18 protein-coding genes, 1 tRNA gene and 1 pseudogene are annotated in these 19,911 nt (G+C 50.9%); 2 read left to right on the plus strand and 18 right to left on the minus strand.

What is annotated here, in order from left to right; all coding sequences use genetic code 11:
* Positions 1-552, plus strand: a pseudogene (locus JU82_RS09665) (translational GTPase TypA); the annotation flags it as partial.
* 18 nt (positions 553-570) lie between these two features.
* Here JU82_RS09665 and JU82_RS09670 read toward each other — a convergent pair.
* Complete coding sequence (locus JU82_RS09670; protein ID WP_037949939.1) at positions 571-1,791, minus strand: NAD(P)/FAD-dependent oxidoreductase; 1,221 nt, start codon at positions 1,789-1,791, stop codon at positions 571-573.
* 30 nt (positions 1,792-1,821) lie between these two features.
* Positions 1,822-2,922 carry a deoxyguanosinetriphosphate triphosphohydrolase gene (locus tag JU82_RS09675; RefSeq protein WP_037949942.1) on the minus strand — a complete coding sequence of 367 codons (1,101 nt, stop codon included), beginning with the start codon at positions 2,920-2,922 and terminating at the stop codon, positions 1,822-1,824.
* Between the two features lie 195 nt (positions 2,923-3,117).
* Here JU82_RS09675 and JU82_RS09680 point away from each other — a divergent pair.
* Positions 3,118-3,205, plus strand: a tRNA-Ser gene (locus JU82_RS09680).
* 69 nt (positions 3,206-3,274) lie between these two features.
* Here JU82_RS09680 and JU82_RS09685 read toward each other — a convergent pair.
* The 16 genes from JU82_RS09685 to JU82_RS09760 form a co-directional block, all read right to left on the minus strand.
* Positions 3,275-3,553 carry a hypothetical protein gene (locus tag JU82_RS09685; protein ID WP_037949945.1) on the minus strand — a complete coding sequence of 93 codons (279 nt, stop codon included), beginning with the start codon at positions 3,551-3,553 and terminating at the stop codon, positions 3,275-3,277.
* The gene (locus JU82_RS09690; protein WP_037949949.1) at positions 3,531-4,181 is read right to left on the minus strand and encodes a hypothetical protein; all 651 of its coding nucleotides are present in this window, start codon (positions 4,179-4,181) and stop codon (positions 3,531-3,533) included. The genes JU82_RS09685 and JU82_RS09690 overlap by 23 nt, the downstream gene beginning before the upstream one ends.
* A gap of 74 nt (positions 4,182-4,255) precedes the next feature.
* Positions 4,256-5,512 carry an MgtC/SapB family protein gene (locus JU82_RS09695; RefSeq protein WP_037949952.1) on the minus strand — a complete coding sequence of 419 codons (1,257 nt, stop codon included), beginning with the start codon at positions 5,510-5,512 and terminating at the stop codon, positions 4,256-4,258.
* 29 nt (positions 5,513-5,541) lie between these two features.
* The gene (locus JU82_RS09700; RefSeq protein ID WP_037949955.1) at positions 5,542-6,828 is read right to left on the minus strand and encodes a hypothetical protein; all 1,287 of its coding nucleotides are present in this window, start codon (positions 6,826-6,828) and stop codon (positions 5,542-5,544) included.
* Positions 6,821-7,063, minus strand: coding sequence for a DUF2249 domain-containing protein (locus JU82_RS09705; protein ID WP_294892772.1), 243 nt, complete (start codon positions 7,061-7,063; stop codon positions 6,821-6,823). The genes JU82_RS09700 and JU82_RS09705 overlap by 8 nt, the downstream gene beginning before the upstream one ends.
* Positions 7,063-7,494 (minus strand): hemerythrin domain-containing protein, encoded by a 432-nt coding sequence (locus tag JU82_RS09710; protein WP_037949958.1) that lies wholly within the window; start codon positions 7,492-7,494, stop codon positions 7,063-7,065. The genes JU82_RS09705 and JU82_RS09710 overlap by 1 nt, the downstream gene beginning before the upstream one ends.
* Before the next feature lie 73 nt (positions 7,495-7,567).
* Complete coding sequence (locus JU82_RS09715; RefSeq protein ID WP_037949960.1) at positions 7,568-10,423, minus strand: translocation/assembly module TamB domain-containing protein; 2,856 nt, start codon at positions 10,421-10,423, stop codon at positions 7,568-7,570.
* Positions 10,423-12,117: an outer membrane protein assembly factor gene (locus tag JU82_RS09720; protein ID WP_037949964.1), complete on the minus strand. Its 1,695-nt coding sequence runs from the start codon at positions 12,115-12,117 to the stop codon at positions 10,423-10,425. The genes JU82_RS09715 and JU82_RS09720 overlap by 1 nt, the downstream gene beginning before the upstream one ends.
* An 18-nt stretch (positions 12,118-12,135) precedes the next feature.
* A complete protein-coding gene (locus JU82_RS09725; RefSeq protein ID WP_037949966.1) occupies positions 12,136-12,618 on the minus strand; it encodes a histidine phosphatase family protein in 483 nt (160 codons plus the stop codon).
* A complete protein-coding gene (locus JU82_RS09730; RefSeq protein ID WP_037949970.1) occupies positions 12,609-13,349 on the minus strand; it encodes an adenosylcobinamide-GDP ribazoletransferase in 741 nt (246 codons plus the stop codon). Before JU82_RS09730 ends, JU82_RS09725 begins: the two co-directional genes overlap by 10 nt.
* Entirely contained in the window at positions 13,342-13,764 is a 423-nt protein-coding gene (locus tag JU82_RS09735; RefSeq protein WP_037949973.1) for a hypothetical protein, read from the minus strand. The genes JU82_RS09730 and JU82_RS09735 overlap by 8 nt, the downstream gene beginning before the upstream one ends.
* Entirely contained in the window at positions 13,754-15,094 is a 1,341-nt protein-coding gene (locus tag JU82_RS09740; protein ID WP_037949976.1) for a cobyric acid synthase, read from the minus strand. The genes JU82_RS09735 and JU82_RS09740 overlap by 11 nt, the downstream gene beginning before the upstream one ends.
* Positions 15,091-15,954, minus strand: coding sequence for an adenosylcobinamide-phosphate synthase CbiB (gene cbiB, locus JU82_RS09745; protein ID WP_037949979.1), 864 nt, complete (start codon positions 15,952-15,954; stop codon positions 15,091-15,093). The genes JU82_RS09740 and cbiB overlap by 4 nt, the downstream gene beginning before the upstream one ends.
* Positions 15,955-16,824 (minus strand): hypothetical protein, encoded by an 870-nt coding sequence (locus JU82_RS09750; protein ID WP_037949982.1) that lies wholly within the window; start codon positions 16,822-16,824, stop codon positions 15,955-15,957. It lies immediately after the preceding gene.
* A complete protein-coding gene (locus JU82_RS09755; RefSeq protein WP_037949985.1) occupies positions 16,821-18,668 on the minus strand; it encodes an AAA family ATPase in 1,848 nt (615 codons plus the stop codon). The genes JU82_RS09750 and JU82_RS09755 overlap by 4 nt, the downstream gene beginning before the upstream one ends.
* A gap of 96 nt (positions 18,669-18,764) precedes the next feature.
* Complete coding sequence (locus JU82_RS09760) at positions 18,765-19,793, minus strand: aminotransferase class I/II-fold pyridoxal phosphate-dependent enzyme (protein WP_037949988.1); 1,029 nt, start codon at positions 19,791-19,793, stop codon at positions 18,765-18,767.
* Positions 19,794-19,911 lie beyond the last annotated feature (118 nt).

Below are 19,911 nucleotides of genomic sequence, written 5' to 3' on the forward strand. Positions count from 1 at the left end.
GGTCGCCGTAAAGCGGAAATGACCGCAATGGTACCGATGGGCGAAGGGTTCACCCGTGTCGAGTTCGAGATCCCTGCGCGCGGTCTGATCGGTTTCCGCGGACAGTTTTTGACCGATACGAAAGGGGAAGGGGTCATGAACCACTCGTTCCTTGAATTCCGTCCTTATACCGGAAGCGTTGAGAGCCGCCAGTACGGAGCGCTCATCTCTATGGAAGACGGCGTAACTCTTGCCTACTCACTCTTCAATCTTCAAGATCGCGGGGTGCTTTTCGTAGCGCCTCAGACCAAAACGTACAAAGGGATGATCATCGGCGAACACAGCCGCAGCAACGACCTCGACGTCAACCCGATCAAAGGTAAAGCGCAGTCAAACGTCCGTTCATCCGGAGCGGACGAAGCGATCAAACTCGTTCCGCCACGCGAAATGAACCTCGAACGCGCCCTCGAATGGATCGAAGACGACGAACTTCTCGAAGTTACTCCGGTCAATATCCGTATCCGTAAAAAATGGTTGGATCCTACCGACCGTAAACGTTACGGAAAAAAATAAATAAGTGCGCTTGCGCGCTTATTTGGCCATCTCTTTTCCCGCTATCATTCCGCTGGCCCACGCGAAGTGGAAATTGTATCCTCCCCGTTTTCCCACAATATCGAGTACTTCTCCCGCAAAATAAAGACCTTGTATCAGTTTTGATTCCATCGTTTTGTTATTCACCTGTGTCGTAGCCACTCCGCCGCCGCTTACTTCGGCATGTTTGAAGCCGTGCGTGTCGCTTACTTCGAAGCGCCAATCCTGAATCAGATGAACCAGTTTTTTGAGGTCTTTGATGCTCAGATCGGCAGCGGGCGACGAAGGCAGGATCGCCGCTTCGTCCAGGAGATAGGTCACTGTTTTGGCCGGAAGAAGTCCGCAGAGCACGGTTTCGATGCTGTGACGCGGTACCGAAGCGAACAGCTTTTCGAGGACGTTGTGCAGTTCCTGCCGCTCATATCGGGGAAGAAGGTTGATGCTGATAGCCACTTTATGATGGTTCAGAAGGGCATGGGAGGCTTTTTGGCTGATGTCGAGTATCGCCAGACCCGAAATGCCGTAGGCGGCGAAGAGGATGTCGCCCTGCACTTTTTCTCTTTGTTTGCCGTCGATGATGAGGCTTATCTCGGCATGGGTTTTGACCCCCGCCATTTTGTGATGGTATTTCGAATGCAGATGCAGCTGCACCAGTGAGGGATAGGTGGGGACGATCTCATGCCCGAACGCCGCCGCAAAACGGTAGCCGTCGCCTGTGGCCCCCAGTTGCGGAGCCGCTTCGGAGCCGGTCGCGATCAGGACGCGGTCAAAGCGCTTTGTCCCCTGAGCCGTTTCGACGATGAAGTGCGTATCCTTTTTTGTCACGGACGTCACTTCGGTATCGGTGAGGACGCTGACTCCCGCCTCTGCAACGGCGCTTTTGAGTGCGAGGAGTACCGATTTGGCTTCGTTGGAGAGGGGGTAGCATCGGCCGTCGTCTTTGATGTCGAGCACGAGACCGATCGAGTGGCAAAATGTCTGGAAATAGCCGAAAGAGAGCTGTTTTAGAGGATAGGTGACGAAGTGCGGATCATTTCCCGCGTAATCGTCTGCGGAAGCGGTTGTGTTAATAATGTTGCAGCGTCCGTTTCCCGAAGCCAGAATCTTTTTTCCGACGGCTGCATTGTGCTCATAGAGGGTGACGGAGGCGCCGGCACGCGCCGCACTCAGCGCCGCCATGAGTCCGCTCGCGCCTGCACCGATAATTGCTATTGTATTCATGGACGCTATTGTACCACCCGGCGCGCGGTATTAGCCTTCTCTGCCGTACAATTCGTTGTACAGCTCCATCGCGTAGCGGTCCGACATCCCGGCGATGTAGTCACTGATAACGCGGTGTTTGTTCCGAAGGTCGAGTTGTTTGAGATAATAGGGCGGAAGCATTTTCGGCTCTTCCATCAGCGCTTCAAACACCCCTTTGATCGCCTGTTTGCCCGCGAACATTTTGCGCATGATGCTTTTGTGCTGATACAGCTCCGAATAGAGGAGTTTTTTGAGTTTTTTGATCTGCGTTTCCATTGTCGGTTCGAACCCGATAGAGACAGGTTCGGACGCGGGAATAACGGAGGCTAACACGCGGGAGTTGTCGATTTTGCCGCGCGAATGCTCCAGCAAAGAGTAGACGAGGTGGTTGATGAGATGGGAGCTGAAACGGTAGCGGAACATCTCGTCTTCGTTTTCGTGCACCCCTTCGGCGTAGACCTTTTCCAAAATCGTCTGGATCAGCTCGCTTGATCGGAGGGTGTCAAAGCTGATCAGTCCCGATGCTACTCCGTCGTCGATGTCGTGGCTGATGTAGGCGATCTCGTCGGCGCGGTCGACGATCATCGCTTCGATGCTCGGATGGGTATCGAGGGCAAAGGCCTCCCGTACTGCAGAGGGGAAAAACGGTTTGTTATAAGGGTAGGAGTGCTTGAGTATCCCCTCCAGCGTCGCGTAGGTGAGGTTCAGACCCAAAAACGCCTTGTAGCGCTGTTCGAGTTTGGTCACGACGCGAAAACTCTGGAAGTTGTGCTCGAATCCGTTACCGAATCCCCGCTCCTTAAGGCACTCATCGAGGGTATCGCCTCCGATATGCCCAAACGGCGTATGTCCGAGGTCGTGCGCCAATGCGATGCTCTCGGCCAGCGATTCTTGCAATCCCAGATGCGACGCGATGGAGCGGGCGATTTGGCTGACCTCGATGCTGTGGGTGAGGCGCGTGCGGAAAAAATCCCCCTGCGAGTTCAGAAAGACCTGCGTTTTGTATTCGAGGCGGCGGAAGCTCCCCGAATGGATGATACGGTCACGGTCGCGGGCATAGGGAGATCGGAAGTCGTCGCTGATGGAAAAGAAGCGTTCGTCGGGATGCACGGCAAGCCTTTTTGGGTAAGTGGCCTAATTATAAGATTTTTTTACACAAAATTAACACTTCTTTCCTACAATGACGGTTCGATTCTCCTTCGAAAAGTTATAGCGGGAACGCCGGAAACGGTTGTTTCCCTATTGCCGCTTCTATGTTTCTACACCCTTTTTAAGCTAAATCGGATATAATTTCATTCTTCCAATAGACAGGTGGCCGAGTGGTCGAAGGCGCACGCCTGGAACGCGTGTGTAGGGCAACCTACCGAGAGTTCGAATCTCTTCCTGTCTGCCATAACCTTTTAAATTCCCTTATTTACGCTACTTCCAGAGTTCAAAAATTTTACTGTGACCACTTTTTTCTTTAAACCGCTACATCCACTTCAAATACGCCGTACGTTCCGCCGCTCTCTCCGAGCGCGACGGAAGCGTTTTTATAGTGGGCTATCGGCGTGTCGGCATCGCTTTTAACCGTATAATCCAGAGTGGCGCTCTGGAGGCTGATGGCGCCGATACCGACCTCTTGAAGCGAGAGAAGTTCCTCGCCCGACTCGCTGACCATCCATACTTTCAGCTGTTTGAATGCCGAATCGTTGCCGTCGATCCATCCGTTGCGATCGTCATCGAGCGCGGAGAGTTCCATAAACCCTTTGCCTGTTTCGGGCCAGATAGCCGGCTCTGCCGGAGAGGTAGGGGAGGCTTTCACCCTCCTTGCCCGTCAGGTTGAAGGCAAACGCGTTGGAAGAGAGCGGCTGCGCGCCGTCTAGGGAGATGACCAGCGGATCGGTGAGGACTTTGCCGTCCTGGATACGCAGGCGCATCGATTCCGAGAAGCTTTGCTCCCATTGGATCGAGAGGGAGAACTCGCGCACGCTGCCGTCTTCGAGGCGAACTTTCCCCTCCGCCGAAAAGCTCATTTGGTTGAGCTCTTCTCTATGGTACTGATACTCTAAAATCGGAGAATTACTGACGGGAGCCGCAGCGTTGGTATTTGCACCGGCAACGGCGAACGATGACGCGGAACTCGCGCGAAACGCTACTAACGTCGCTTTCTGCCCCGTTAGCGCTTCGAGCATCATCGCCATGATACGGTATTTCGGATCGAGCCCCGAGAGGGGATCGTCAGGATTCTCCCCCGCGGCCGCGGTTGCTAAGTGCGTTTTTTGAGGCGCCGCAGAGCCATTCGGCGCGGTCAGAGTGATTTTTTCCTCTTCGCTGCGGTAGTGCAGGGACGATGCGGCAAGGCTGATACTGTGGGCTGCGATCTGCATAACATACTCCCAATTGATATAAGACTATATCGGCAAAACGGGAAAAAAAATAACACTTTAGGGGCGGTTTGTTATCAAAACGTTAGCAGCACCGCCGCCGTGAACGTTCCGACGGAAATGAGAAAATAGGTGGCTATCCAGCGGAATAAAACCGTTTTTCCGAGGAACAGCACCAGCAAAGCTTTGGCCAGCGAATTGGTGATGATGGCGATCAAAATGGCAATGTGGGCGGTTGCGGGGGTCAGGGTGTTTTTAGCGAGCGAGGAGAGTGAGAGGATGATCGCATCGACGTCAGCAATCCCTGAAACGGCGGCGACGGCATAGACACCCATGTCCCCGACGTACAGATTGGCCAGCTTGATCAGCGCCAACGTGATACCGAATATCAGCCCCATCAAAAGGGCTTCTTTCAGACTGAACGGGTTTTTGAACTCGATGTTCTGCGGTATGTTCTCGTGTCTGGAGGTGAAATAGAGCAAAGCGATATAAGCGTACCCCGCAAGTGATCCCAAAAGAATCGGAACGAGAAACGGACGGGTCAGGGAAGGGTTGATGATCCACATTTCGATCCCCGCCCGGATCAGCATCATCGAGGAGGCCAGCGCAATGCCGATAGCGAGGTTTTTGGCTAGAAAGCCGTTTTCATGGACGCGCCGCGCCATGCTCATGGCCACGGCCGTCGAGGAGACAAGCCCTCCGAAGAGGCCCGCTATACCGATCCCCTGCGTTGTCCCGAAAAACCGGATGGCGATGTATCCGAAAAACGATATTCCCGCTACCAGTACGACCATGATCCAGATCATGTAAAAATTCACCAGCCCCATCGGCCCGACCGGTTCGTCGGGAAGGATGGGGAGGATGACGAACGTCATGACCATAAAAACAATGGCGGCGCTGAGGTCTTGTTTGGTTAGGGTTTGTTCGTACTCTTGAATCTTGTCTTTGAGATTGAGGACGAAGAGGACAAGGATGGCGATAAAGACGGGAAAAATCGGCAGAGTGAAATAGAGCATGGCACCGACGACAAACGTCACCAGCGCGGCGAATTCGGTGGTGGAGCCTTTTTCGGAGGCGGAAACGTTGTTGATCACGTAGGCGGCGACGAGGAGCAGCCCCATAAGCGCCGAGGCGACGAGGAAGAAATAAGGGAAATAGGCACTCGCCCATGCAGAGAGGTACCCGAACAGCGATATCATCGAAAAGGTTCTCGCCCCTCCGAAATCTTTTGTTTTGTGCGAATAAATCGTGTGCATTTCGCGCTGCAGGCCGATGAGAAACCCCAGCACGAGCGAGAGAACGCTGTTTTGAATAAATAACGGATCAATTTCCATGCCGCGCCTCCCGATCCCTGATAGGAAGATTATAGCGCAGAAGGGGGCGATTCTTCCATTGTGAAACGCGTTCCGTTGGCAAGGGTATGGCGATAAAGGGCGAGGGCCTTGATCAGGTTATACAGCAGCACCGCAAACATTGCGGCTCCGGACAGGGCGCCGGCGGCAAACGCTTCGGGAATCAGAGGTCCGGACAACACCGCCGCGGCGGTGAGGGAAAAGAGCCAGAAAAGGATTTTTGCCCGAGCGGCAGGGATGACGTTCGACATGATCGGAACCTCCATATACCCCGCCGAATTGAGGTGAAACCAAACCAGAAACGGGACGATTTTTCCCATCATCCCCAAAATGACGGCGAGCGAAAAAAGGGCAAACGCCAGCAGCGCCAGCGTTTCCAGTGCGGTGTCTCCGATGAAGAGGAACGCGGTATGGGCCGCCGTGGAGAGGATCAGCAAAACGGTGCCGAAAGTCCAAAACCGGATACTCACGTCACTAACGCGCCGTTTGCGCTCCCGCAGTTTTCTAAGAGTCGTGACGGCAAATCCGATCAACAATGCGGCTATCGCGAGGTCGAAGACCCATCCGTATGCCCACCCCAAAAACACAAACGTGATCTTAAGGACCAATGCCGCGCCGAGGATTCGAAACGTATTGCGTTTGCACCATGCGCTGTAGGACGTGGTGACGTAAAACATTTCGATGACCTGAAACGCGACGGCAATGATGAGGGCGCCGATCCATCCGACAAGGCCGAGCGAATAGTGCGACGTTCGGATCATGTCGTGATGGAAACCGAACGAGGACGATGCGTACGACGAGGCCATGATGATTCCCAGCACGGCCGTGAGGGTCAGGGCGATGAGAGAAAGGCGCATCCCGCGAAGTGTATCGTGGACAACGCCTCCGAAAAGGAGGGGAAGGACAAGGTTGGCGGTATAAACGATCGCGGCTCCCAGCAAGACCGAGGCAAGGGTAAACAACACGGGAGCGGCGAAGACGAATCCCCCTGCGAGGGTGAGGATGCCGATGGTCAAAAAGGTGTGGATGATCAGCGCGTTGCCGCTCGGCGCGGGGATGGCTCTTCCGCCCAAAACGCTTTGCATCTGGAACAACGCACCGATCATACTCATGCTCACGATGCCCAAAAACATCAGATGAACCGCCGCCAGCGAATACGGATGCAACGGTGTCAGGACTTCGGTGGGATAGAGAAACATGCAGCAGGTGAGGAGAAGGCCGAAAAACGGCACGGTGAGAAAGAAACGGAGCACGACCGAAATAGGCGGGGCCTGCTCGAGCGAAAGACCATTATACACGGTATACCTCCAAATCAAGGGTTGGACTGCGGGTGATGTAGATGTGCCATACCCCCTCTTCACTCATGCAAGAGAGGTATCGCCCGCCGTTTCGCTCAATGATCTCGAACAGCGGAATCGGCTCCCGCCGATGGATCATGTGGATCACCTCGTCGCCCGAAAGTTTTTTAAACGTATCGACCGCCATCTCCAGCGGAATCGGATGGTCAAACTCGCGGGTGTCGAGGAGGATCATTACGCCATCTCTTTGAGCGTCTGGATCATCGTTTCAGCATCGGTGCCCAGCGCGCGGTCGATCATCGGATAGAGCATCTGTTCTTCTTTCATGTTGTGCTGCTGAAGCATGATCATCATCGATTCGCCGATCCCGAAAAAGTCTTCGATCCGGTTTTCTTCCAGCGCTTGGCGCATCGATTCGAGCTGGCTGCGCAGCTGTTGGTGCTCGTAGCGCATCATCTGCGTCGGTCCGCCCATCATCCCCGTCCGTTTTTCGAACGCCAAAAAGAGCTGTTTCTCTTCCATGTCGAAATGGTGAAGCGTCGATGCGGCAAACCGTCCGAACGCTTCTTTGGCTTTGTCTGTTTCGTTGGCCGTCAGCGCCGATTCCGCTTCGGCATAATGGTGGTCGCACGCGCGGTGATCGTCACGCATAAATTCGAGTATCATAATAAACCCCTGTCAATGTAATGACGACAGTATAAATCGGCCGGGCGCGATTAATCTTGACTCAAATCAATATTTACTTTTTTATCGGCTTGTTATGGGGGAGAAAATCGCGGAAATCTTTGATGTAGACGGCGTTGATTCCCTGTCCCAATTCATGGACATCCGCATCGAGCCGGAGCCAGCGGTTGAGCTGATACTGGACGAGAATGCTGGAGAGCGTGTCGTTTTTGTACAGGACGCGAAGGTTTTTGTTCAGACGCGCACCTACTTCAAACCCCATTCCCCCCTCTTTGGTCGTCAGGATGTTCATCGTATCGATCTGCAGTTTGGTCGTATTGCTGATGAGCCCTTTTAGCCCCGCTCCCAGCATAAAGTTGGTCGCATCCGCACGGACGGTCGAGGTGCCCGAATCCGAACCTGCGACGGTATTGGCCGGCGTGCCGAAGAGGATGTAGCTCATGATGTCGTTTTGGCTCATGACCGGATCGGAAGTGAATAAAAAAATCGGTGAATCGAGGGTGTGGGTTACATAGATAATGATTTTTTTGTAATCGACTTCATGTCCGATGGTGAGATTGAGGTACGGATTCAGGGGGACATCGCCGCCGAAATAGATCTCGGAGTGTTTGATGGCAAACTGTTTGCCCGCCGTCGTTGCCGTCCCCGAAGGGATACTCATCATCCCCAGAATCTGCATCGGCCCCATAGGGTCTCTCCACAAGGTGATGTCGGGATCGAGCAGGAGATTGAGCTCTTTTGTCTGCAGTTTCAGCGGCTGAGAGGCCGTGATGTGAAGATTCATGGAGAGTTTTGTATGCGACGGTGGACGGACATCCTGCACAATGATAACGTCATCGTCCATGACCTTGAACTGCTGAAACGGCAGATAGGTGATGGTCCCATCAAGAATCTTGATGTTGCCGTTTAGCTGATGATTTCCGTCGCCGTCACGCACAAACGAGATGTCTGCGCTCGCATGGGCGCTTCCCTCTGGCCCTTCATAGCGGAACCGTTCCGACGCAAGACGCAGCGACGCGCTCAGATCGCCGGCGATTTTTCCGGTCAGGTGCAGCGTGTCATAGATCCAGAAATCGTCGATAATAAGATCGCCTGCGGGGCTTAGGTGCAGATACGACGTCCTATCGCTCGTAATCGGATGGTCGGCTATTTCAAACCGGTAGCGTTCGACGCTGATGTTGCCGTCGCGGTAGTGCAGCGAAACGGAGCCGTTGGTTCCGCCGAAAGAACGCTGCGAATCAAGTACGGCGGCGTACCAAGGGACCGAGATGTCGGCATCGATTTCAAGGGTATCGGTAATGCTGACACGGGCTTTGGAGCGTATTTCGGCATCGTAGTACTCCCCTTTGTGCAGTTCGATCGGAGTAAGTTTGGATACCGTGGCAAACGCGGAGGGGACCAGCGTCGTAATATCGAGAACGGTTTTTTTCGGGTTGAGCGATCCGTCGATATCGAAAAAGGCACCCGAATAATTGCCCGATCCTTTGACCTGATCATCGTGCAGGGAAGCTGTGAAGGCCACATCTTCCCCGGAGAGCTGCATGCGGGTTGTGTTGCGATCGTGCGTGAGCGATACGTTCAGGTGACGCGGCGGTTTGTGGCTCCACTCTTTCCACATCGGCGCATCGGGAGGGAGCATCAGATCACCGTTGAGAGCATGGGCCCCTTCGCGGGTTGAAAACTCCCCTGCAAAGCGCAGATGGTTGTGTGCGGCTTCAAGGGTTCCTCCGAGGGTGTCGGTGCTCAGGGTATAGCTTCCCTGTGCCTTCATCTCCAGCGGTGAAAGGCGCAAGAATTCGGGCAGGGAGGAGAGAAAAGCGAGATTTTTATGTGCGCTGTCGAGCTCCCATGCAAAACGGTCGTAGTCCGCACTCGACACCCGAAGGGTGCTTCCATCAAGCGTGGCCGATCCGGTGAATCCGTCCGCACCGTCGCGGAACGATCCTTTCAGTATATTGGAAGGAAGCGGATGCACGGAGGCTAGAATACCGGTAAATTCGCTGGTTGTCGTCCCCTCAAACGCATAGCGCAGATGATGCTTGGTCTGCATCGAATCTTCTCCGCGGCGGAGCAGATAGGCGGCATTCACGTCCAGATAGCCCTCATCGTACCGGCAGCCGAAATCAAACGCAAGCGCTTCGACGCTGATCGTCGGGTCTTGCTTGAGAACGAGGCGGCTGATTTTTCCCCGCAGAAGAGCCTGTTTGTCGGAAAGTTCTCTGATCTGCAGCGCTACGGAGCGGGGAAGATCGGTAAAACGGCCGCTGTAAGAGGCTAACGCCGTCGCATTCGGATAGAGAAGGGCATTACCGGAGATGGCATTGTCGCGCACCTTGCCGCTGATCGCGCCGTCGGCGTAGCGTGATTTGAAACTGGAGCGGAATGTCCGGAAATTCAGGACATCGCCGTCAAAACTGCCGTCGTTGGCTTCGATATCAAGCTCTACGGGGTAGTCGCTGATAAGCTGAAGGTTGGTGAGGGATACGTGCTTAAGCGCAAAGGTTGGAAGCGGCCAGGGGGAATCATCGTCACTGATGAAATCGTCCAAATGGATGCGCAGCCCGTCGATGCGGATCGACTCGACGCTGTGGTCTCCTTCGAGCATTTTGACAAGGCTGTACTGCAGGGTGAGGGTTTTGGCCTTCATCCTGTCGCTGCGCAGATCGTGGAGGGTAAACCCGTCCATCAGGGAGCCTTCGGCATGTGAATAATGAACCCCCAGAGGTTCGAGCAGATAGGTGTTGACGATATCAAGGCTGTCGGTGCGAAAAGCGACGTAGACGATGCCCGCCGCAAGCAGTACCGCACTCAGCAACAGGAAGTGAAACGTCACGAAAAGGTGTCTGAACCATCGCCGCCAGCGTCGGCGTTTCTGTTTCGGCGGCTGAATTTCGGGTGGTTCGTGCGTCATCAGAACAGTTCCCCGATGCGAAAATGGATGGCATATTGTGCCGTATCGTCGGGATCGAACCCGAAGTCAACGGCGATGGGGCCGATGGGGGTGACGTAGCGCAGCCCTGCCCCGACACCCCAGTATGCCGTATCGTAATCGGGGATATAATCGTCTCCGATGAACGTCAGGTCGCTGAATAATACTCCCCGAAACTCCCCCGAAATCGGAAATCGGTATTCCAAGGTTCCCTCCAGCAGCGACGGAAAGCCCAGCGGGTCTCCCGCGCTGTTTTTGGGCCCCAGATCACGGTAGGTGTAGGCGCGGTTGGAGTTCATCCCCCCGGCATAAAAACGGTACGATGCGGGGACGTCTCCGTCATAGACGCGCAGTGTCCCCCATTTGACTTTGCCTCCGACCACGTGCTGTTCTTGCGCACTCGTGATGTACGCTCCCGACAGGAGGCTTTTGAAATAGGTCGCATCCGAAAAGACGGGAGAAAGCAGGGATCCGGTTGCTTTGGCATTCAGCCAGAACCCTTTGGTCGGTTCCAGAATTTTGTCGCGCGTATCGATGTTGATCTCTCCCAGCGGCGACGTGATGAAAAGCATATCGTCGGGAAAGTTGATCGGGTCGCTACTGTCGTACGTCTGGACCCGGTCGAATAACAGCCCCGCCATGACCGACGCGGGAGAGTCTTGGTATTTGGCGGTCACTTTTTCGTAGGTGCTTTCGGTTTTATACCCGTCAAACGTCTCGTTTTTATACCCGACCTCGGCCCCTAATACCCCGCGGTTTTGAAGCGGCAGGGTGAACGTTCCGGCGATCTCCTGTGTCAGCTCGGTATAGCGGGCGTCGAGGGCGAGAGTTTTGAGATCGCCGAAAAAGTTGCGGTGCTTGATCCCCATTTGCGCGCTGAGTCCCTGATCGCTGCTGTATCCGACCCCAGCGGTAAAACGGATCGGACGCTCGACCTCTTCGATGACGAGGGTGATGGGGACGATGCTGCCGTTGCGTTCGTTGTCGTTGATCATGGCGCGGGCCACCGCTTCCTGGGCATAAAGGGCTTCATAGCTTTGCTTGATGGTATCTACGCTGTAGGGATCGCCTTCGTCGAACCGAAGCATCGATGCGGTCAGCTTGGCGTCAACATTGGGGGTGGATTCGACGGCGATTTTACCGAAAGTACATTTTTCTCCGGGTTCGGCTTCGAACAGCAGATGGGCTTCATCCGTTTCGATGTCGACCCATGCTTTTGCATTGAACTGCGCGTTGCAGAACCCCCGCTCGCCGTAGCGTTTCTTGATCGCCGATTTTGTTTCGGAGAATTTGTCCTGATCGAAACGCTCTTCGGCATGGATCGCGATAATCGGTTCGACATCGATCGGGCTGTTGACCTGAACGCTCTTGACGATGATCGGATCGTTTTCGGCAATGGTGAAAATCACCCGGTCTTCTTTGATTTCGAAAACGACTTTGGCGTGGTAGAAGCCTTTGGCGCGGTAAAAGCTGGTGAGAGCCGAGAGGCTTTGGGCCACGGCGACCTCGTCGATGACGGGCTGATCTTCCCATACTTCGATCTTGTAGGGTTTGCGCAGTCCCAGCGTTTCGTACAGCTGCGCTTCGGAGATGGCTTTATTGCCCAAAAAAGTGATTTTCAGCGGGGCGGAAAGAAGGAGCAGCGACGATACGATCAGCAGCCAGATGATCCGCATGGCTTCTCCTCCCTTTTTTTATCTTAATTGTACCCAAAAAGGGGGATGCGAACATAGTCCAAATAGGCCGGAACACGATGAGGTTCGGGCTGATTGAGCAGGGAGAGGAGGGTTTTGATCGTTCCAGCCGATACGGCGGCGAAAGGCTTCGCTTGATTCGTCGCAGACGAAGTCGTGCCATGCTTCGGCGGAATCGAGCACGGCCGGATCATACTCCCGCATACGCTCGACCTGCTCGAACGTTTTGCCCTCGAAGGAGGTTCTGAACCGCACTTCGCGCAGCCTCGGATCGGCGGTGTAGCCTCGCAGGCCGATAGCCTCGAGCGTCTGGGTGCAGCGCAGAAGATCGGAGGAATAAATCCGGTCAAACCGTTCGCTCAGCAGCGGTGCAATTTTCGCTTCGTCGAAGAGGGTTGCGTCGATACCGACATCGGTATGCCCCAGATAGCACCGATGATACTCATGCGGCGGCGGAGCGTGGCGCAGGAGAATTAGGGCCATAGGAACCCGAGTATCAGGAGGATTTCGACTCCCTCCAGCGATGCGCCCAGCGTGTCACCGTTGAGAAATCCCAAGGAGCGTCTCATGAGATACGCGAGAAGAAGGGAAAACCCGATTCCCGCGGCGAGCCATGCGCCGAACATCCACGAGAGGAGCACAAATCCGACAAGAGAATACACCGCAATCGCCCCCGCCAGAGCCGTTTTAGCGAGCGAGGCGCGCAGCTGCGACACAAACGTCGAGCGAAACGCAAAAAACGAGAGAATCGCCAGCAGCCCCAGACGGCTGATCATCGCGACGGCGGCAAAGGCGGCAAACTGCTGATGCATCAGCAGCGAGGCGAGCAGAGCGGTTTTGAGCAGTACGGCCATCGTTCCGTACAAAACCCCCATCGCCCCCACGGTCGGCTCTTTGATCACCTCATAGGGGTCTTTGCCGCCGTGGGCGGCATGGATCGCGTCGGCAACGTCGATGACCGCCTCGGTGTGCAGGAATCCATAAAGGATCATGTAGGTACCCGCGGCGATCACCGCTCCGACCCACCCCAGCGGTTCGAGGGCAAGGAAAAGGGCGATGGAAAGCCCCGCGAGGAGCAGTCCGATGGCGGGGAGGGCCAGGAGCATGCTCCGAAGGACGGCGGGAGCGGAGAGGTCGTCGCTCTGGCGAAAACGGACGGGAAGGAGGGTGAAATAGCTCAGGGCGAATTTGATCCCCAGATAGACATTATTCACACGGCACCTCCCGCATGATGTTGAGCCAGTCGCGGTCGAAGACTTTGCGGATGTAACTTTCGCGGTGGGGGACGATGCACCCGGCGCAGTTTTGATGGATGGCCTTTTCACTCACATAGCGATCCCCGTCGGGACTCTCGATGGAGCAGGTGCTGAAAAGGATTCGTTCCCCTTCTTTTGCGAACCCGCCCTCGTTAAAGCGGAAGTTCGGACAGGCGCAGAGGTAGCAGTTGAGCTCGGGGGTGGCGTGGCACTTTTTGCGCTCGGCGTAGAGTGGGCAGAAATCGGGCTCTTTTTCCACCATATTCTCGAACCGGAAGTACGCGATCACCTCCTCGTCGTCTAGATGGGTGAGTTTGGCCATAATCGCTTTGTGTTTTTGGGCGTGGGCGTCGAACCATTGCTTATACGACATGTTTCAGTATCCTCTCCATATCGATCTCGTCCCTCATCGTTGCGATAAAGGAATCGAGTGTCATTTTTTTGTAGTTTTCAAACTTCTCATCCTCAAACAGTCCGTGGACAAACGTCCCTTTGATGTGAGCGTTTTCGTAGGATAACGGATATTTCACGCTCACCCCGTGATGGATTTCAAACCCCCGCGCCGCACGGCCGAAGATGTCGTACTTCCCTTTGTTGAGCACTTTTTCTCTCTGGAATACGATCACGTCGTCGATAAATCCCAGACCCTCTTCGCGATCCGAAGCGGCGGTCTCAACTCCCTCTTCGTCGATAATCGCTTTAAACATCATCTGATACCCGCCGCAGATGCCGAGGATCTCTTTGGTGCGCTCTTTGAGGGCGTCGAACAACCCCGTTTGTTTGAGCCACCGCAGATCCTCGATCACCCGTTTGCTGCCGGGGAGGATAACCGTATCAAAGCTATCGAGCGAAACATTGGAGGTGATGAACTCGACGAAAATGCTCTCATCGGCGATGAGGGGTTCGAAATCGTTGTAGTTGCTCATCGTGGGATAGGCGATGATCCCGATTTTTCGGGCGGGATGGGGTTTGTTCTGGACGAAGTTTTTGAGGCTTTGGGAGTCTTCGAACCCGAGATTGAGGGGGAGATAGGGGAGGACGCCGAGGACGGGGATGCCGAACCGCTCCTCGATGATTTTCACCCCCTCGTCAAACAGAGTTCTGTCACCGCGAAATTTGTTGACGATAACGCCGATGACGTTGGCGCGCAGTATTTCGGGGAGGAGATTATAGACCCCCCAGATCGAGGCGAACACGCCCCCCTTTTCGATGTCGGCGACGAGGATGATCTTCGTGCCGTATTTTTCGGCGATGTAGAGGTTGGAGAGGTCTTTGTCCATCAGGTTCAGCTCGACGGGACTTCCCGCCCCTTCGCACACGACGCAGTCGTACCGCCCACGCAGATACTCGAAGCACTCATCGACGGCGGGTTTGAGGGTGTCGAGGTCGCGGTAGTAGTCGCGGACGTCCTTGTCCATCACCGCTTTGCCCTTCACGATCAATGAGGCACTGTTCCCCTGCCCCGATTTGAGAAGGATCGGATTGAGATGGTAGCTCGTTGGTATTCCCAGAACTTCTGCCTGAAAATACTGCGCGATGGCGATTTCAGACCCGTCGTCGCAGACGCGGGAGTTGTTGGAGACGTTTTGGGCTTTGAACACCCCGACGTTGAACCCCCGCTCTTGAAGGAGCCGCCCGATCACGAATGTCAGGGTCGATTTCCCCGCATCGGACGAGGTGCCGAAAATAGAGATCGATTTCATGCCAAAACTCCCGCCGCCAATACGATAATCACAAGAGTATCGAGTTTCCACTGAAGGGTTAATGCGCGACGGACATCCTGAACTGTGATTTCGCGACGCCCTTCGCCGAAATAGGGTTTCTCTTTTATTTTTCCGAAGTACGATGTCGGCCCCCCCAGCGACACCTCCCGCGATAGCGCCATCGCCGCGATCGGGTATCCTGCGTTTGGGCTTTCGTGCAACGCCCCGTAACGCCATGTCTGCTTAAGCGCAGAGAGCTTGCCGAACAATGCCAAAATGATAATTGCCGTGATACGTGAGGGGATGTAGTTTAGGATGTCGTCGAGGCGTGCGCTCACCTTGCCAAACTTTTCGTATTTTTCGTTCCGATACCCCACCATCGAATCGAGGGTATTGACCGCCTTGTAGAGAAAAAGCCCGACCAAACCGAACACTAACAGATAAAACAGCGGGGCGATTACTCCGTCGCTCAGATTTTCGGCGTAGGTCTCGACAGCGGCTTTGTTGATCTCGCTTTCGCTGAGGTTTTCGGTGTCGCGGCTCACCAGATAGCGGATCGATTGCGGATCGTTCAGCACATTGTTCACGCTTATATAGAGCATTTTCCCCGCAATTCCCATTGAGGCAATAATCCCCAGAACCCACGGGTTCCCGATCAGCGAGATCGGGTATACGATGGCTAACACAGTTGCTAACAACCAAAACACGAGCCAAAACCCGCGCAGGATACTGTCGCGATAAAACCGCTTTTCAAAGGCGGTGATGAAATCGCCCATCAAGACGACGGGGTGACGGATAAAGGAAAACTCACCGAAAAGGCGGTCGGTGAGGTAGGCAATGAGGGCAATAGTGTAAAACATTTAAATCAGTTCAAACTGTTTTAGAATATCTTGCGTTAGCTTGGCATGGTTTCGTTTATTGATATCTTTTTGGTTCAGATAATTGCAAAAAACAAAGTTTTTCACATCCTCTTCCGAATAACCAAGCTGTTTGTAAAAACTGTCATAAAGTTCTCGTATACGATCTTCATTGTATATCTGTACTTTATTCCAAATCTCTGTCGCAATATCACTGTGTTCTGCGTAAATTTTGTCTAATTTAAATCGGTCAATTGATTGTTTACACCGTGGATCATCGGATTTGAGGTAAATGTTTAATTGAATATCTTTTTTTGCGGGCAAACTGTCAATATCCACTGAAAAAGAAGCTTTTTGATTAAAGTCTTCGATATAGGGATGGATAACATTCCCTACATGTTTTTCACTCCCTTTGAACTTGGTATTGCATACATAGCAGGAAGGTATTAAATTATAAAAAGAGAGCGAAAGATGAGGATACTTTGATTTTGGATAGTAGTGTTCCAGTGTTGCAATCGTGTTTTTACCATCTTGGAAATAATATACATAGTTGTTATTGCAGAATGGGCAGCTTTTTATATTCAGCTTTTGAAAATTTTGCATGAATGGTTCTTGTTTTCTGTGTTCAGAATAATCAAAAGCTAGTTCAACTTTTTTTTTCTCTTCTTTGGTGAGTGAATCCAATAGATTCAAGTAGCTTGATTTAATTGTGTTGACATCGGCTTTGATAATTCTTTCCAAATCCCTGATGATGGGTCCAAGAATAGGTAAATTCAACGCTCGAAGCTTTGTTTTTATATCATCTATAGCAATAGAATCTATGTAAGTATCCAAAAAGTTGCTATCGACTATCGATAAATCGACTTGCTTCATAGACGTTTTTCCAATGCATTGATTTGTTCTTCAATTTCTTTTTGCTGAATTTGCAGTTTTTCAAGTTTGGTTAGATGGGACGATTTTTTTTCATTCAGCATATTTTGAAGCGTCTTTTGTAAAACCGGTTCACCGATAATAGAGATAATATTTTCGCAGTGGCTGAGGTTCTTTTGAGATAATTTTCTTTTGTTTTTTAACAGCTTAATTACTTCATTGATTTTCTCTTTCGCAAACTCTCCCATTAAACCATCATCCATAAAAAAGCCGTGAGAAAGAAGGGTATGAATATTTGCCCCGAAGGTATCAATCTTTACATCGATTTGTTTACCATCTTCGAGAAAAATTACATTTTCTCTTGGAATATCTGATAGGATAAATGGGGAATGGGTTGCAAAAAGAATATTTATTTTTATTGTAAAATCTTGTAAAGAAAATAAAATTTCTTCTACAAACCTTTTCTGCCAATCAGGGTGTAATCCAAATTCTACTTCATCTAAAAAAATATTAATAGTATTATATTTACCGCTTTTTTGTACATTGTTAACTTGATAAAGTAAATTTATCATAAAAGAAAAAAACATTTTTTCTCCACCACTTAAAGCGCTATATTTTTTGTCATCAGCATAGAACTCAACACTAACCCAAGGTGGGATAATTGCAAAATGCTTTTGATATTCCTGAATACTTACACCAGATGTTTTTGTAAGGTTGTATAAATAGTGAAAATCTGCATTATTTTTTATCATATCGACACAGTTTTGAAGTTTTTCAGTTGAGTAATCTTTAATTTTTAATATTTGATCATGATTTTCTTCAACAAACTTAACTATTGCATTCATGGTGTCTTTATCAGTCGCATATTCTTCAGTGCTATAATATGATTTTAATTTAGTTTGAATAGTTTCATCATGAAAATTTTTCTTATCTGTAGTAAGTATCTTTAAAGCAATATATAATTTATTAATCTTATCTAAATCTTGAAATTCTTTCATGAGTGTATTTTTAATTTCAGTTTCATCCGTATATCCATATCCCTGCATATATTTATCAGCTAATTTTTGATAGTTAATTTGCAGATAAAGCTTATTAGGTTTGAAAAAACTAGTGATTTGCTTACTATCTTTAATTTTATTCTGCAAAGCTAAAACTTTTTGATTGTTTAAATATTCCAAATTATCAATGTCAATTATTTGATTATAATGGCCTTTGTACGGTTCCAATAACAATGGAATATCATACCCATCAGTTCGGTGATATATCCTTTTTATCCATTGATCTTGCCACCCATCATACCAAGTATCGATCATATAATTAAAATGTGTATTAAAAAAATTAATATCATTACCATTCAATTCTTCATATTGATCATCTATAGCACAAGGTATTAATCCTTTAAGTTGAGGGAAAACATCTAAAAAATCATAGTTAGACTTATTAGAATTTAATTTATAAATACTACTTCTCAAAGATATTTTTTTGCGTTGATTATTTATGTTTACAATCAAAAAAATGTTTTTGTGAACAAAATTATTTATTAGATTAATTAATGAATATCTTATATCTTGACTTGATGTATTAAAATTATTTTCAAACTTTTTAAAAAATATCAAAACAAAGATTAACTTTTGAATACTACTTTTCCCGCTTCCATTTTTCCCGACAATCGCCGTAACATTGATATTGTCACTAAAAAAGTTTTTTAAATAAGGTTCTTTAGTTTCTTCTTTATCAATAATATTTAATTCGTCATTTTCATAACTACATTTGAAGCGCGAACTAAAATTAAAACCCTGATTGTGAATATTTTTATATTTTTCAACCCATAAATAGACTAATTCCATCAGTGCATCCTATTTGCTTTGTATATACGTTCGCCCTGAGCCTGTCGAAGGGTGAGGAGTTCATGGTTCGACAGGCTCACCACGAACGGAAAAAAACTATTGTACATTCTCTTCCCCTAAGACTATCTCATTCACCGCCCCCTCAAATCTTTTCAACGCTTCCACCTCTTTCACCGCAATCCGCACATATCGATCATCCAAAAAATCAAAATTGGAACAATCACGCACCATAACACGATGCGGGATCAGTCTCTCCTGAAACTCCCGCGCATTCATCTCCGCGAGGCGGACGAGAAAAAAGTTCGCATCACTCTCGAATACCTCCGCAAAAAGGGGCGAATTTTCAAGGATGGTTTTCAAATACGTTTTCGCCTCCGCATTCAGCGCATGGGAACGCACCCGAAACGGCTCGTCGGTGAGTGCTGTGGTGAGAAAATGGCTATCAAGTTGTGAAATCTTCCACAGGGGTTCTTTTTCTTTTAGAGAGGCGATGTTGGAAGCGTTAGAGAGGACGATCCCGACCCTCACCCCCGCGCATCCGTAAAACTTGGTCTGCGATTTTAAAACGTAGAGTTTGTCATAGGTTGGGAGATAGCGGGTTGCCGATTCGCCCCCGCAAAACTCCAAAAACGATTCGTCGATGAGGATCGTGCAGTTTTTGGCAATCCATCGCTCCATCAGCGTATCGATTGTGTAATAGCGCCCGTCGGGAGTGGAAGGGTTGACGAAGATGACGAGGGCATTCTCCTCGACCTCGGTATCCATTGAGTCGAAACGGTCGATAAGGGCAACTTTTTTACCGTAGAGCGATGCGGCTTTTTTATACTCCAGATAGGCGGGGGAGTAGATCGTATAGACGGCGTTGTCAAACAATTGCATCAGGGAAAAAATCGCCGAAGAACCGCCGTTGAAGAGTTCCATCTGATCGGGACTCACGCCGTAATGATCGGCTAACGCCTCCGTTAGTGGCTCATAGGTCGGATAGGCATTGAGAACCACGCCGCTAAAATCGATGGAAGGGGTGATAAAGTTGATGTTGCTAGAGAGATCGAGGACGTCGCACGTCTCACAGCCGCAAAGTGCGGCAAAACTCTTCACATCCCCGCCGTGTCCGTACATCGTCATTTGAGCCGTCTCTCTAACCCCAGTTTCACCTCGTAGACTTCGTCGCAGATACGTGCGAGCGTTTGCCCGATAATCCCCGACAAATCGACGTAGCGGCGGCTGATCGGATCGGAGGGGA

It is taken from the genome of Sulfuricurvum sp. MLSB (assembly GCF_000747095.1).
Taxonomy (GTDB): domain Bacteria; phylum Campylobacterota; class Campylobacteria; order Campylobacterales; family Sulfurimonadaceae; genus Sulfuricurvum.